This window comes from Tabrizicola sp. (assembly GCF_041919135.1).
Lineage (GTDB): Bacteria > Pseudomonadota > Alphaproteobacteria > Rhodobacterales > Rhodobacteraceae > Tabrizicola.
Map to the genome: position 1 here is coordinate 160,362 of NZ_JAYRUJ010000004.1, position 13,520 is coordinate 173,881.

The window sequence follows — 13,520 nt, forward strand, 5'->3', positions numbered from 1 at the left end:
CAAGGCATGACCGACCGACCCCAGACCCCGCTGCTCGACCGGGTGAAGCTGCCTTCGGACCTGAAGGCGCTCTCCGACCGCGAATTGCACCAGCTTGCCGGAGAGTTGCGGGCCGAGACGATCTCGGCGGTCTCGGTGACGGGCGGGCATCTCGGGGCCGGCCTTGGCGTGGTGGAACTGACCGTGGCGCTGCATGCCGTCTTCGACACGCCGCGCGACAAGCTGATCTGGGACGTCGGCCACCAGTGCTATCCGCACAAGATCCTGACCGGGCGCCGCGACCGGATCCGCAGCTTGCGGATGGAGGGCGGGCTGTCGGGTTTCACCAAGCGGTCCGAATCCCCCTATGACCCGTTCGGCGCGGCGCATAGCTCGACCTCGATCTCGGCGGCGCTGGGCTTTGCGATGGCGGCCGAACTGGGCGGCGATCCCGGCGATGCCATCGCGGTGATCGGCGACGGGGCGATGAGCGCCGGCATGGCCTTCGAGGCGATGAACAACGCCGGCCATCTGAAGAAGCGGCTGTTCGTGGTGCTGAACGACAACGAGATGTCGATTGCCCCGCCCGTCGGCGCGCTGTCCTCCTATCTCTCGCGGCTTTATGCCGAGGCGCCGATCCAGGACCTGAAGCAGGTGGCGAAGGGGATCGTCGGCCTTCTGCCGCAGCCCTTGCAGGACGGGGCGAAGCGGGCCAAGGACATGCTGAAGGGCATGGCCGTGGGCGGGACGCTGTTTGAATCGCTTGGGTTCGAATATGTCGGGCCGATCGACGGGCATGACCTGGACCAGCTTCTGCCGGTGCTGCGGACGGTGAAGGCGCGGGCGACGGGGCCGGTGCTGATCCATGTGCTGACCAAGAAGGGCAAGGGCTATGCCCCGGCCGAGGCGGCGCGCGACAAGGGCCATGCCACGGCCAAGTTCGACGTGCTGACCGGAGAGCAGGTCAAGGCGGCCTCGAATGCGCCCTCCTATACCAAGGTCTTCGCGCAAAGCCTGATCGCCGAGGCGGAGCGGGACGAGAAGATCGTCGCGGTGACGGCGGCGATGCCGGACGGAACGGGGCTCGACCTCTTTGCCGGGCGTTTCCCGAAACGCTGCTTCGACGTTGGCATCGCCGAGCAGCATGCGGTGACCTTCGCGGCCGGGCTGGCAGCGGGGGGGCTCAGGCCCTTCTGCGCGATCTATTCGACCTTCCTGCAGCGCGGATACGATCAGATCGTGCACGATGTGGCGATCCAGCGCCTGCCGGTGCGCTTTCCCATCGACCGGGCCGGGTTGGTCGGGGCCGATGGGGCGACCCATGCCGGGGCCTTCGACATCGCCTTCCTCGCGAACCTGCCGGGGATGGTGGTGATGGCCGCGGCGGACGAGGCGGAACTGGTGCATATGGTGGCGACGGCGGCGGCGCATGACGAAGGGCCGATCGCCTTTCGCTATCCGCGCGGCGAGGGCGTCGGGGTGGAGATGCCGGTGCAAGGGGTCCCGCTGGAGATCGGGCGCGGCCGGATCGTGCACGAGGGGTCGCGGGTCGCGATCCTGTCCTTTGGCACCCGGCTGGCGGAAAGCCTGAAGGCGGCCGAGGCGCTGGCGGCGCGCGGCGTCTCGGTGACGGTCGCGGATGCGCGCTTCGCCAAGCCACTGGACCGCGCGCTGATCCTGCGGCTGGCGCGCGGGCACGAGGCGCTGGTGACGGTGGAAGAAGGTGCGGTCGGCGGCTTCGGGTCGCATGTGGCGCAGCTCTTGGCCGAGGAGGGCGTGTTCGACCGCGGGCTGAAGTTCCGCTCGCTGGTCCTGCCCGACATCTTCATCGACCAGGCCTCGCCCGAGGCGATGTATCGTATCGCCGGGCTGGATGCCTCCCATATCGAGGAACGCGTGCTGGAGGCGCTGGGCGTCGCGGTGGTGGGCAAGCGGGCGTGAAGTAATTGGGCTGTGGGATTGAAGCCGGCTGAAGGCGCCCCGGCTTGCTCCGCTGTGCAAGAACCAGTGACCGGGCAAGAGCCGATCCAGGCAAAGCCTCGGCCGGACATCCGGCGTCGTGATTGACACATGGGAATTTTTGGGCTTATCTGAGTATAAATATCAGAATATCAGAACTTCTGCCTTGAACACTAGGCTCCGCACGCCATGATCCGGAAGGAGAATGACGATTGGAAGGTCTCGGTCGGTTCTCTCAGCGCGTGTCGGGCGGTGTCGCCCGAAGATTCCGAAACATGCAGCAGCGGCTGGCGCTTCAACGCGCGAAGAGGGTCCTGTCCGGACAGGCAGTGGTAACGCTTGCCGACGACCAATGCTGTGCTGTCGTCCTCGAGAAGAATGCCCGCTGGTATCTTCCGGAACTGCTGCGCCATCACCGCGCCATCGGCGTGCAGCATTTCCTGGTGATCGACAACGGCTCGACCGATGGTACGCCCGAGTTGCTGGAGAGCGAGCCGGATGTGACCGTGATTCAGGCCTGCGTGCCCGTGTCGGACTACGAAGTCCTGATGCGCAGGCTGTTACCGCCCCTGGTCGTGCAGGGGGGCTGGTTTCTTGTCGTCGATTCGGACGAGATGTTCGAACCGCCACCGGGCTGCAACGGCCAGATCCGACCTTTGCTGCGCTATATGCTGGCCGAGGGACAGACGGCGATGCTGGTCCACATGCTGGACATGTTCAGCGACCAGTCGGCTGAGATTACCTGCCGCTGGAGCTATGTCGAGGCACTGGATCGGATGTCGCTCTATTCGCTGAACGCGCTCGAGCGGATAGACTATCATGATCCTGACTTCATTCTTGCGTATTTCGTAAAGGACAATCCTACTGCGGCGCCGCAGAATTTCTGGCGCGGAGGCATGCGCTACGAGGTATTCGGGGAGACGCCGCTGCTTACCAAGCACGGCATCTTCCGCAATGCCGACGGTGTCGCGCCTCCCGGGCATGTTCACGCGGTCTCGAATGTGTGCGTGTCCGATGTCTCGGCCTGTTACAGGCACTACAAATTCTCGGGCGATTATATCACGCGCGAACGAAATCACGTTGCAGCGGGAACCTGGCAGCACGGCGAGGACGTGCTGCGTCTGGCGCGCTATGATCAGCCCGGCGCTTTTGCAATCCGGACCGCAAGCCAGCTGTCGTTTCGTGGCACCGAGGTGTTGCTGGACGAAGGATTCATCCAGACCAGCGACAGGTTTCGCGAGTTCGTCGAACGTCAGGCGTGACGGCCTCGGAGCCCGTCCATCACCCGGACCAGCGCCTCGCTGATCCCCGGTTCGGACAGGGCGTGACCGGCGAGGGGCACCATGTCCAGCCGGCAGCGGTCCCAGCCATCGGCAAGCCGCCAGGCGGCCAGCGGCGGGCAGATCATGTCGTATCGGCCCTGGATGATGCTGGCGGGGATATGCTCGATCCGCTTGCGTTCGCGCAGGATCCAGCCGTCGCCGTCCAGGAAGCCCGCGTTCTGGAAATAGTGGTTCTCCAGCCGGGCGAAGGCGCGGGCATAGTCCGAGGGGCTTTCGCCCATCAGGCCGTCGTTCTGGATCGAGGCGAGCGCGTTCTCCCAGTTGGCCCAGATCCGGCCGAAGCGGGTTTCTTCCAGCAGGTTGCCCGAGAACAGCCGGCGGTGGTAGGCGGCGATCAGGTCGCCCCGCTCGGCCTCGGGGATGGCCTCGACGAAGCGGGCCCAGAGGTCGGGAAAGAAGGCCCCGGCCCCGCCGCCGTAGAACCATTGCAGCTCGGCCCTTGTCATCAGGAAGACGCCGCGCAGGACCAGGCTGGTCACCCGCTCGGGGTGGGTGAGGGCGTAGACGAGCGCGAGCGTCGCGCCCCAGCTGCCGCCGAAGCCGATGAAGCGGTCGATCCCCAGCGTCTTGCGGATGGTCTCGACATCCTCGACCAGGTGCCAGGTGGTATTGGCGATGACGCTGGCATGCGGCCGCGAGCGGCCGCAGCCGCGCTGGTCGAACAGCACGATGCGGTAGAAGCCGGGATCGAAATAGCGCCGCATGGCGGGCGAGCAGCCGCCGCCGGGCCCGCCGTGGAAGACGATGACCGGGCGGCCCTGGGGATGGCCGCATTGCTCGACATAGATGCGGTGGCCGTCGCCCATGTCGATCATCCGCTGATCGAAAGGCTCGATCGGCGGGTAAAGGTATTCGACTGCGCGCTTTTGACCTGATCTCTGATCCATCGATGACCTATATAGCGCCGGGCAGACCCGGAGTCGAAGGGCAAAGAGGAGGCGGCGATGGCGGTGGATACGGTCGATCCGGCGGAAGTGGCCAAGTTCGAGGCGATGGCGGCCGAATGGTGGGACCCGAACGGCAAGTTCAAGCCCCTGCACATGCTGAACCCCTGCCGGCTGGATTATATCTGCGCCCAGATTGCCGCCGAGTTCGGGCGCGACCTCGCGGGTCCGGCGCCGTTCGGGGGGCTGCGGATCCTGGACATCGGCTGCGGCGGCGGGCTTCTCTCGGAACCGATGGCGCGGCTGGGGGCAGAGGTGACCGGCGCGGATGCGGCGGCGCGCAACATCCCGGTGGCCCAGGCCCATGCCCGGCAGTCGGGGCTGGCGATCGACTATCGCCACACCACGGCCGAGGATCTGGCCGCGGCGGGCGAGCGGTTCGACGTGGTGCTGAACATGGAGGTGGTCGAGCATGTCGCCGATCCGCAGGCCTATCTTGTGGCCTGCCGGGAGTTGCTGAAGCCCGGCGGGCTGATGGTCTGCTCGACGCTGAACCGGACGGCGAAGAGCTTTGCCATGGCGATCCTGGGCGCGGAATGGGTGATGCGCTGGCTGCCGAAGGGGACGCATGACTGGGCGAAGTTCATCACGCCGGATGAATTGTATGCGCTGATCGGCAAGGCCGGGCTGCGGCCGGTGGACCGCAAGGGAATGGTGTTCAACCCGGTCACCTGGCGCTGGGGCCTGTCGGAGCGCGACCTGAGCTGCAACTATGTCACCGCCTCGGTGAAGCCGCCGGAATTCTGAAGAAGAATTCCGGTGCGGAAATCCTTTGATTTCCGGGGCCGCGCGGCAACCGGCAGCTTCTGCAACACTTCCGCATGAACCTTTCCCGGCAAGGGCCACATAGCTTGCAGCTTCCGGTTCGGGACGGAATGGACCGCGCATCGCGCGCGGCGCGGCCGGTGGCCGAGCCGGATTTCACCCGCCTACCCCCCGCGGCGCGGCGGGCTGCCGGAGGGGTTCGGGCCGATCTTCAGGCGTCAGAGGAACGCGCCCACAGGTTGATCGCCTTCTCCTCGGCAATGGCGTCGATGCGGGCCAGTTCCCCCGGCGTGAAGTCCAGGTTGCGCACCGCGCCGGCGCAATCTTCCACCTGCTCGGGCCGCGAGGCGCCGATCAGCGCGCTGGTGATCCCGCCGCCGCGCAGCACCCAGGCCAGCGCCATCTGCGCCAGCGTCTGGCCGCGCGCCCGGGCCATCCCGTCCAGGTCGCGGACCGAGGCCAGCGCCTTCCCGACCAGCGCCGGGTCCAGCGACTTGCCCTGCGTGGCGCGGCTGCCCTGCGGGATGCCGTCGAGGTACTTTCCGGTCAGGATGCCCTGCGCCAGCGGGACGAAGGCGATCGAGCCGACGCCAAGCTCCTTCAGCGTGTCCTTCAGACCGTCGGTTTCCACCCAGCGGTTCAGGATGTTGTAGCTGGGCTGGTGGATCAGAAGCGGCGTGCCGAGGTCCTTCAGGATCGCCACCGCCTCGCGGGTGCGCTGGCTGCTGTAGCTCGAGACGCCGATATACTGCGCCCGGCCCGAGCGGACGATATGGTCCAGCGCGCCCATGGTTTCCTCCAGCGGCGTCTCGGGGTCGAAGCGGTGCGAGTAGAAGATGTCGACGTAGTCGAGGCCCATCCGCTTCAGCGACTGGTCGCAGGAGGCGATGACATACTTCCGGCTGCCCCATTCGCCATAGGGGCCGTCCCACATCAGGTAACCCGCCTTGGAGGAGATGATCAGCTCGTCCCGGTGGGAACGGAAATCGGTGCGGAGGAGTTCGCCAAACGCCTCCTCGGCGCTGCCGGGGGGCGGGCCATAGTTGTTGGCCAGGTCGAAATGCGTGATCCCGTGATCGAAGGCGGTGCGGCAGATCGCTTGCTTGGTCGCATGCGGCGTGTCATGGCCGAAGTTGTGCCAGAGGCCGAGGCTGACCGCCGGAAGCCTAAGGCCGGACCTGCCGCAGCGGTTGTAGACCATGCGCTCGTATCGGTCGGCGCGGGGGGTGTAGCGGCTCATGGCGATCCTCCTGTCGTCGTCAGGATTTCACGGCCGGGCCAAGGCTTCAAGTTGCGGTGGCGCGCAAAGCGGGGGATGCTGGGCGGCATGAGGCATGTGCTGCGGGTCTGGGACTTCATCACGGCGGTCTGGAGCCGCGTCGGCGAGGGGCATTTCGGCCTGATCGCCGCCGGAGTGGCCTTCTACGCCATGTTCGCGGTCTTTCCCGGCCTGGGCGCTGCGGTGGCGCTCTGGGGGCTGGTGGCCGATCCCGGCGTGATCCAGGGCTATCTGACCGTGGGCGAACGCTTCCTGCCGCCGGAGGCGCGGCTCTTGATCCATGACCAGGTGATGGGGCTGATCAACGCCCCGCGCAGCGCGCTGCAATGGACGACGCTGCTGTCGCTGGTGATCGCGCTCTATTCGGCGCGGGCCGGGGTCTCGGCGCTGACCGCGGGGCTGCATGTGGTGCACCGGGCCAAGCCGCGCGGCTGGCTCTGGGGCTGGGCGGTGGATTTCCTGCTGACGGCGGCGCTGATCGGGGCGCTGTTCGTGGCTTTGGTGACGATCGTCGTGGTGCCGATCCTGCTCAGCTATGTGAAGCTGGGCACGTTCGAGGCCTGGCTGACCGGCGTCCTGCCCTGGGGGGCGATGTTCCTTTTGGTGCTGACCTGCCTGTCGATCCTTTACCGCTTCGGCCCCAATGTCGAGGGCGGGTTCCGTTCGCCCTGGATCAGCATCGGGGTGCTGGTGGCGACGCTGGCCTGGGCGGGGGTCTCGCTGGGGTTCTCGATCTATCTGGCGAATTTCAACAGCTACAATGCGATCTACGGCTCGATCGGGGCGGTGATCATCCTGATGATGTGGCTGTATCTCAGCGTCTGGTCGATCCTTCTGGGCGGGGCGATCAACGCCGAGCTGGACGCCCGGATGCGGGGACGGCGGCCGGTGATCGGGACGGACGGGCGGCTGCGCTGGGTGGAACGGCGCGAGTAGACCTCGCGCCGCGGATCAGACGAAGCGGTTCCAGAGGTTCTCCAGCCGCTCCTGCCGCCCGGACCGGGGCTTCGGTTCCAGCTTTTCGGCGGTGACGCGGGCGGCGGCGTCCTCCAGGCTGCCCTTCAGCATCGCCTGCGCCTTCGGGCTGTCCCAGCCGGCGTAACGGGCCTTGCGGGCGGCCTCCAGCTCGCCCGAGTCCAGCAGGGCGGCGGCGGATTTCAGCGCGCGGGCGCAGGTGTCCATGCCGCCGACATGGGCAAGGATCAGGTCCTCGGGGTCAAGGCTCTGGCGGCGCAGCTTGGCGTCGAAATTGGTGCCGCCGGTGGTATAGCCGCCCGCGCGCAGGATCTCGTAGAAGGCCAGCGCCTTTTCGGCATGGTTGTTCGGGAACTGGTCGGTGTCCCAGCCGGACTGGTAGTCGTTCCGGTTCATGTCGATCGAGCCGAAGATGCCCAGAGACGCCGCCAGCGCGATCTCGTGCTCGAAGCTGTGCCCCGCCAGGATGGCATGGCCCTGTTCGATGTTGACCCGGACCTCGCCCTCCAGCCCGAAATCCTTGAGGAAGCCGTAGACCGTGGCGACGTCATAGTCGTACTGGTGCTTCGACGGCTCCTGCGGTTTCGGCTCGATCAGGATCGTGCCCTTGAAGCCGATCCTGAGCTTGTAGTCGACCACCTGTTGCAGGAAGCGCCCGGCATGGGCGCGCTCGGCCTTGAGGTCGGTGTTGAGGAGCGTCTCATAGCCCTCGCGCCCGCCCCAGAGGACATAGTTCTGCCCGCCGAGGCGATGCGTCACGTCCATGTTCGCCTTCACCGTCGCGGCGGCATAGGCATAGACATCCGGGTCGGGGTTCGTCGCCGCGCCCGCCATCCAGCGGCGGTGGCTGAACATGTTCGCCGTTCCCCAGAGGAGCCTGGCCTTGTGGCCCTGCTGCTTCTCGCCGATGTAGTCCGCGACCTCGTTCAGGTTCTTCAGGCTTTCGGCGAAGGTGGCGCCTTCGGGCCGCATGTCGGCGTCGTGGAAGCAGTAGAACGGCACGCCCAGGATATCGAACATCTCGAAGGCCACGTCCGCCTTCAGCTTCGCCTGCGCCATCCCCTCGCCGAACCAGGGCCGCTCGAAGGTCTGGCCGCCGAACGGGTCGCCGCCGGGCCAGGCGAAGCTGTGCCAATAGGCGACGGCAAAGCGCAGATGGTCCTCCATCCGCTTGCCCATGAGGATTTCGTCGGGGTTGTAGTGCCGGAAGGCGAAGTCGTTCGTCGACTCCGGGCCTTCGTAGCGGATTTGCGGGATGCCCTTGAAGAAGTCGGTCATGGAAGGCTCCTGATGGCAGCTTGGGCGGCGCGAAACCTTGCGTGGCCCGCGTCGAAGGCATCTTTCAGGCCGGGGTCCGGCTCGATCACCCGTGCGATGGGCGGCAGGGTGGCGATCTCCGCCCCCGCGCCGGTCGCGGCCATCAGGCCCAGCCGGGCGGCCCCGAAGGCCCCGCCGAAATCCCCCGCCACCGGCAGTTGCACCGGGCAGTCCAGCGCGGTGGCGATGAGCCGCAGCCAGTAGTCCGACCGCGAGCCGCCGCCGACGGCCAGCAGGTTCTCCAGCCGGGTGCCCGTCGCCGCCAGTGCGTCGCGGCTGTCGCGGATGGCATAGGTCACGCCCTCCAGCACGGCGCGGGTGGCGGCCTGGCGGTCGGTCGCATGTTCCAGCCCGGTGAAGGCCCCGCGCACGGTGGCCGAGTTCAGCGGCGTGCGCTCGCCGCCGAGATAGGGCAGGAACAGGGTCTTGCCGGGGGCCTGCAAGGTGCCCAGTTCGCCGGTCAGGCGCGCGGCATCCGTTCCGACCAGCCGGGCATACCAGTTCAAGGCGTCCGTCGCGGCCAGGATCACCCCCATCTGGTGCCAGGTGTCGGGCAGCGCATGGCAGAAGGTATGCACCGCCGTCGCCGGATCGGGCTGGTAGCCGTCATTCGCCGCGAACAGCACGCCCGAGGTGCCGAGGCTGACGAAGGCCTCGCCCGCGCGCACCACACCGACCCCCACGCCCGAGGCTGCATTGTCGCCGCCGCCGCCGGCCACGACCACGCCCTTCGGCAGGCCCCAGCGGCTGGCCAGCCCGTCGCGCAATATGCCCGAGACCTGCGAGCCCTCGACCAGCCGGGGCATCTGCGCGCGGCCGAGGCCGGTCGCGGCAAGCAATTCGTCGGACCAGTCGCGCTTGCCGGTGTCCAGCCACGAGGTTCCGGCGGCATCGGACATCTCGCCGACATGATCTCCGGTCAGCCAGAGGCGCAGGTAATCCTTGGGCAGCAGCACCTTCGCCACCCGGTCGCGGATCGCAGGCTCATGCCGCGCGACCCAGACCAGCTTGGGCGCGGTGAAGCCCGGAAAGACGATGTTCCCGGTCAGCTTGCGAAAGCGGGGATCGGCGTCCAGCGCGGCGGCCTCGGCATGGGCGCGGGTGTCGTTCCACAGGATGCAGGGGCGCAGCACCTCGTCCGCCTTGTCCAAAAGGGTGGCGCCATGCATGTGGCCCGACAGCCCGATGCCCCGGACCTGCCCCAGCCCCTGCGCCGCCAGCTGGTCCAGCACCGCCTCGGCCGCGCTGATCCAGTCCGAGGGGGATTGCTCGCTCCATCCCTCGTGCGGCCGCTGGACGGTCAGCGGCGCGGTCGCCTCGGCCCGCACCTTCTGGTCTGCGCCGATCAGGACGCCCTTCAGGCCCGAGGTGCCAAGATCGAGGCCGACATACATCACGCCGCCACCGCCGGTTGCTTGCCCAGGATGATCATCCCCAGGATGTCCTCGTCGGTGACCTCATCGACATTGACCGTGCCGACCAGCTGGCCGTTCTTCATCACGCTGGCCCGGTCGCACAGCTTCATCACGTTGTGGATGTCATGCTCGATCAGGAAGATGCCCAGGCCCTGCGCCTTCAGCTCCTGGATCAGTTCCGCCACCATCTGCGTCTCGTGCGGCCCCAGGGCGGCGGTGGGTTCGTCCATGATCAGGATGCGGGCGTTGAAATAGACCGCCCGGGCGATGGCGACCGACTGGCGCTGGCCGCCCGACAGGGCCGAGACGGGGACGTTGAACTTGCGGAAGTTCGGGTTCAGCCGCCCCATGATCTTGCGCGTCTCCGCCTCCATCCGGGATTCGTCCACGAAGCCCAGGCCGTTCACCAGCTCGCGCCCCAGGAACAGGTTCGAGGCGGCGTCCAGGTTGTCGGCCAGCGCAAGCGTCTGGTAGATCGTCTCGATGTTCTGCGCCCGGGCGTCGCGCGGATTGCGGATCTCGACCTTCTCGCCGTTGATGAAGATCTCGCCGCTGTCGGGCTGGTAGGCGCCCGAGAGGCATTTGATCAGCGTCGACTTGCCCGCGCCGTTGTGGCCCAGGAGACCCACCACCTCGCCGGGGTAGAGATCGACGGTCACATGGTCTACCGCCTTGATCCCGCCGAAGGCGATCGAGATGTCGCGCATCTCGACCAGCGGGGTTCCGGTTCTGTCTGCCATTTCTCCGCCCCCTACTTGATGCGCTTGCGGTACAGGATGTCCAGGAACACGGCGAGGACCAGGGCCACGCCGATCACGATCCGCTGGTAGGACCCGTCGCCGAAGCCGATCAGAACCATCCCGGTCTGCAGGCTGGTCAGGATCAGCGCCCCGATGATCGCGCCATGGATCGTGCCCACGCCCCCCGCCAGCGAGGTGCCGCCGACCACGGCCGCGGCGATGACGTAAAGCTCGTCCAGGTTGCCCATCGCATTGGTGGCGCTGTTCTGCCGCGCCGCGCCGATCACGGCGGCGATCCCGGCCAGCGCGCCCATCAGGGCGAAGATCTTCACCGTCATCGCCCGGGTGTTGATGCCGGACAGGGCCGCCGCCTCGGGGTTGCCGCCGATGGCAAGGACATAGCGGCCAAAGCGGGTGCGGGTCATCAGGATCGTCATGAAGATCGCCACCGCGATCATGATCAGCACCGGATAGGCGAAGCCGTGGCCGAAGCTGGCGCAGACGTCGGTGTAGATGTCGCCGCCCTTCTGGGCGCAGGCGGGAACCTCCTGCCCAAGCGCGGCATAGTATTTCTGAATGTTGCCGATCGGCCAGACATATGAGTTGACGATGGCCGTCGCCCCCAGGATCACCGCGCAGACCAGGCCGATCACGAAGGTCTCGGCCCAGACCGGGCGCTGGGCGAAGCCGTGCCGCTTGCGCGCCTTGCGGCCGCTCAGGAAGGCCCAGATCACGAAGGCGCAGGCGATCAGGCCGAAGATCCAGCTGCCGGTCCGCCCCAGCGCCCCGAAGGACCCGCCGCCGATCAGCGCGAAACGGTCGTCCAGCGGCGCGATGGTCTTGCCGCCCGCCACCAGGAAGGCCGCGCCGCGCCAGACCAGCAGGCCGCCCAGGGTGACGATGAAGGAGGGGATGCCCGCGAAGGCGATCAGCACCCCCTGGAAGGCCCCGATCAGCGCGCCCATCGCGATGCCGAACAGGACCGTGACGATCCAGATCGCCGGATGCCCCAGGCCCAGCGCGGGCGTCAGGTATTCGACCTGCAACAGCCCCATGTACATGCCCACCATGCCCATGATCGAGCCGACGGAGAGGTCGATGTTGCGGGTGATGATCACCAGCACCATCCCCGTCGCCATGATGCCGATATAGGCGGTCTGGACCGAGAGGTTCCACAGGTTGCGCGGGGTGAGAAAGCCGTTCGCCTCGGCTTGGGCCGCCCCCAGAAGCAGCGAGGGCCGGCCGAGCGCGAGGACCGAATAGGCCTCGAACGCCAGCCAGATCAGCAAGAGCGCGCCGACCATGCCCAACAGGCGCGGGTCGATCTCGGTCGCGCGGAGGAAGCGGGTGAAGCCGCCCTCCTCGGGGGTCTGGGCGGTCGGGGAATGGGATGTGTCGGTCATGTCCTCGTCCGGAATGGGAGGAATGGGGCCGCGCGCGGCCCGGGGGAAGCTCCGGCGCCGCCCGCTGGGACGGCGCCGGGCGCCTGGGTCACTGGCAGGCGGCGACTTCGGGCAGGGCGCCCTCGCAGGCCTGCTCCTTGGTGATGTGGCCGGCCTCGATCGCAAGGTTCAGCGTCTCGCGGGTGATCGGGGTCGGCGTCAGCAGGATGGCGTTCATCTCCACGCCCTTCTCGCCGCCCGAGAACTTGGTCGCGCCCTGAACCCCGTCCAGCGCCGCGCCGTCGGCCAGCGCCGAGGCGATCTCGCCCGCGGCCTTGCCCAGCTGGCGCGCATCCTTCCAGACCGAGACTGTCTGCGTGCCGCGCGCCACCCGGTTGATCGCGGCAAGGTCGCCGTCCTGGCCGCCCAGCGGCACGTTCAGCCCCTGCGCCGCAAGCGCGGCCGCCGCCCCACCGGCCATGCCGTCGTTCTGGCTCAGGACCGCATCCACCGCATTGTTGTTGGCGGTCAGGATCTGCTCCATGTTCTTCTGCGCATTCTCGGGCTTCCAGCCGTCCGAATTCGCCTCGCCCACGATCACGATGTCGCCCGAGGCCACGGCCGCGCCGATCACTTCCTCCATCCCCTGGCGCAGGAAGCCGACGTTCGGGTCGCCCGGATCGCCCTTGATGATGGCGTAATTGCCCTTGGGCACCAGCTTGAACACTTCCTCGGCGATGATGCGGCCGACGCCGACATTGTCGAAGGTCAGATAGAAGGTGCGGTCGTCCTCGATCAGGCGGTCATAGCCGACGACCGGGATCCCTTCCGCTGCGGCCTTCTCGATGGCGGGGCCGATGGCGTCCTTGTCCCAGGCGTTGATCACCAGCGCGTCCACGCCCTGCGCGATCAGCGCGTCGATGTCGGAAAGCTGCTTTTCGGCCGAGGATTGCGCATCCGCCGAGACATATTCGTTCCCGGCCGCCTCGATGGCCGCCTTCATCGCCGCTTCGTCGATCTTCCAGCGTTCCTCCTGGAACTGCGCCCAGGAAACGCCGATCTTCTTGCCTTCCGCCAGCGCCGCCGACGAGAAGCCAGTCACCGCCAGGACGGCGGCGAGAATTGCGGTACGCATCTTCATCCTCCCTATGGATATCGGCCCGCGTGGCCGGCCCGGCGGATTCGCCTGGACGGCAAAAGGGTGGCGCTAATAATTTCAGTTGTCAAAATAAAAAATGCAGGCCCCGCCCGGTTTCGCCTCCTCCGCGATGGCGACAGGCTGTATGCAAGGGGCGGCCGAGTCGCTGCACCTGCGAAATGGCCAAAATTTTTCGTGCCGGAGGTGGATTGTTCCCCGGGATTGCGGCACTCTTGCTCTGGCAGGCACGCTGAAGGGCGCGACTTTATTTTGAAGGCCGAAGA

General features: G+C 67.2%; 11 protein-coding genes. 4 read left to right on the forward strand and 7 right to left on the reverse strand.

The genetic code is table 11. The features are described 5' to 3' along the window. Positions 1-6 precede the first annotated feature (6 nt). Both dxs and ACE3UA_RS04915 read left to right on the forward strand, forming a co-directional pair. Positions 7-1,920, forward strand: coding sequence for a 1-deoxy-D-xylulose-5-phosphate synthase (gene dxs / locus ACE3UA_RS04910; protein WP_374643109.1), 1,914 nt, complete (start codon positions 7-9; stop codon positions 1,918-1,920). Positions 1,921-2,213: 293 nt separating this feature from the next. Continuing rightward, complete coding sequence (locus tag ACE3UA_RS04915; RefSeq protein WP_374643111.1) at positions 2,214-3,200, forward strand: glycosyltransferase family 2 protein; 987 nt, start codon at positions 2,214-2,216, stop codon at positions 3,198-3,200. On the opposite strand, the gene pip is transcribed toward ACE3UA_RS04915, so the two are convergent. After that, positions 3,191-4,168, reverse strand: a complete 978-nt coding sequence (gene pip, locus ACE3UA_RS04920; protein WP_374643113.1) for a prolyl aminopeptidase — start codon at positions 4,166-4,168, stop codon at positions 3,191-3,193. The two genes, ACE3UA_RS04915 and pip, sit on opposite strands and share 10 nt — an antisense overlap. 57 nt (positions 4,169-4,225) lie before the next feature. On the opposite strand from pip, the gene ubiG reads away from it, so the two are divergent. After that, positions 4,226-4,972 (forward strand): bifunctional 2-polyprenyl-6-hydroxyphenol methylase/3-demethylubiquinol 3-O-methyltransferase UbiG, encoded by a 747-nt coding sequence (gene ubiG, locus ACE3UA_RS04925; RefSeq protein WP_374643115.1) that lies wholly within the window; start codon positions 4,226-4,228, stop codon positions 4,970-4,972. A 229-nt stretch (positions 4,973-5,201) separates the two neighbouring features. Here the strand turns inward: ubiG and mgrA are convergent, their stop codons facing one another. Beyond that, a complete protein-coding gene (mgrA, locus tag ACE3UA_RS04930) occupies positions 5,202-6,230 on the reverse strand; it encodes an L-glyceraldehyde 3-phosphate reductase (RefSeq protein WP_374643117.1) in 1,029 nt (342 codons plus the stop codon). An 87-nt stretch (positions 6,231-6,317) separates the two neighbouring features. Here mgrA and ACE3UA_RS04935 point away from each other — a divergent pair, with 87 nt between their 5' ends. Then, entirely contained in the window at positions 6,318-7,205 is an 888-nt protein-coding gene (locus ACE3UA_RS04935) for a YihY/virulence factor BrkB family protein (protein WP_374643119.1), read from the forward strand. 15 nt (positions 7,206-7,220) lie between these two features. Here the strand turns inward: ACE3UA_RS04935 and xylA are convergent, their stop codons facing one another. The 5 genes from xylA to ACE3UA_RS04960 all read right to left on the reverse strand — a co-directional run bounded on the left by xylA (position 7,221) and on the right by ACE3UA_RS04960 (position 13,233). Then, entirely contained in the window at positions 7,221-8,522 is a 1,302-nt protein-coding gene (gene xylA / locus ACE3UA_RS04940; protein ID WP_374643121.1) for a xylose isomerase, read from the reverse strand. After that, positions 8,519-9,955, reverse strand: a complete 1,437-nt coding sequence (xylB, locus tag ACE3UA_RS04945) for a xylulokinase (protein ID WP_374643123.1) — start codon at positions 9,953-9,955, stop codon at positions 8,519-8,521. Before xylB ends, xylA begins: the two co-directional genes overlap by 4 nt. Continuing rightward, positions 9,955-10,716 carry an ATP-binding cassette domain-containing protein gene (locus tag ACE3UA_RS04950; RefSeq protein WP_374643125.1) on the reverse strand — a complete coding sequence of 254 codons (762 nt, stop codon included), beginning with the start codon at positions 10,714-10,716 and terminating at the stop codon, positions 9,955-9,957. The genes xylB and ACE3UA_RS04950 overlap by 1 nt, the downstream gene beginning before the upstream one ends. A gap of 11 nt (positions 10,717-10,727) precedes the next feature. Next, positions 10,728-12,119: a sugar ABC transporter permease gene (locus ACE3UA_RS04955; RefSeq protein ID WP_374643127.1), complete on the reverse strand. Its 1,392-nt coding sequence runs from the start codon at positions 12,117-12,119 to the stop codon at positions 10,728-10,730. 88 nt (positions 12,120-12,207) lie between these two features. Then, positions 12,208-13,233: a substrate-binding domain-containing protein gene (locus tag ACE3UA_RS04960; RefSeq protein ID WP_374643129.1), complete on the reverse strand. Its 1,026-nt coding sequence runs from the start codon at positions 13,231-13,233 to the stop codon at positions 12,208-12,210. Positions 13,234-13,520 lie beyond the last annotated feature (287 nt).

Excerpts from the sequence above, each read along its gene's own strand:
- dxs (WP_374643109.1), top strand. The coding sequence starts at position 7 with ATGACCGACCGACCCCAGACCCCGCTGCTCGACCGGGTGAAGCTGCCT.
- ACE3UA_RS04915 (WP_374643111.1), top strand. The coding sequence starts at position 2,214 with ATGCAGCAGCGGCTGGCGCTTCAACGCGCGAAGAGGGTCCTGTCCGGA.
- pip (WP_374643113.1), bottom strand. The coding sequence starts at position 4,168 with ATGGATCAGAGATCAGGTCAAAAGCGCGCAGTCGAATACCTTTACCCG.
- ubiG (WP_374643115.1), top strand. The coding sequence starts at position 4,226 with ATGGCGGTGGATACGGTCGATCCGGCGGAAGTGGCCAAGTTCGAGGCG.
- mgrA (WP_374643117.1), bottom strand. The coding sequence starts at position 6,230 with ATGAGCCGCTACACCCCCCGCGCCGACCGATACGAGCGCATGGTCTAC.
- ACE3UA_RS04935 (WP_374643119.1), top strand. The coding sequence starts at position 6,318 with ATGAGGCATGTGCTGCGGGTCTGGGACTTCATCACGGCGGTCTGGAGC.
- xylA (WP_374643121.1), bottom strand. The coding sequence starts at position 8,522 with ATGACCGACTTCTTCAAGGGCATCCCGCAAATCCGCTACGAAGGCCCG.
- xylB (WP_374643123.1), bottom strand. The coding sequence starts at position 9,955 with ATGTATGTCGGCCTCGATCTTGGCACCTCGGGCCTGAAGGGCGTCCTG.
- ACE3UA_RS04950 (WP_374643125.1), bottom strand. The coding sequence starts at position 10,716 with ATGGCAGACAGAACCGGAACCCCGCTGGTCGAGATGCGCGACATCTCG.
- ACE3UA_RS04955 (WP_374643127.1), bottom strand. The coding sequence starts at position 12,119 with ATGACCGACACATCCCATTCCCCGACCGCCCAGACCCCCGAGGAGGGC.
- ACE3UA_RS04960 (WP_374643129.1), bottom strand. The coding sequence starts at position 13,233 with ATGCGTACCGCAATTCTCGCCGCCGTCCTGGCGGTGACTGGCTTCTCG.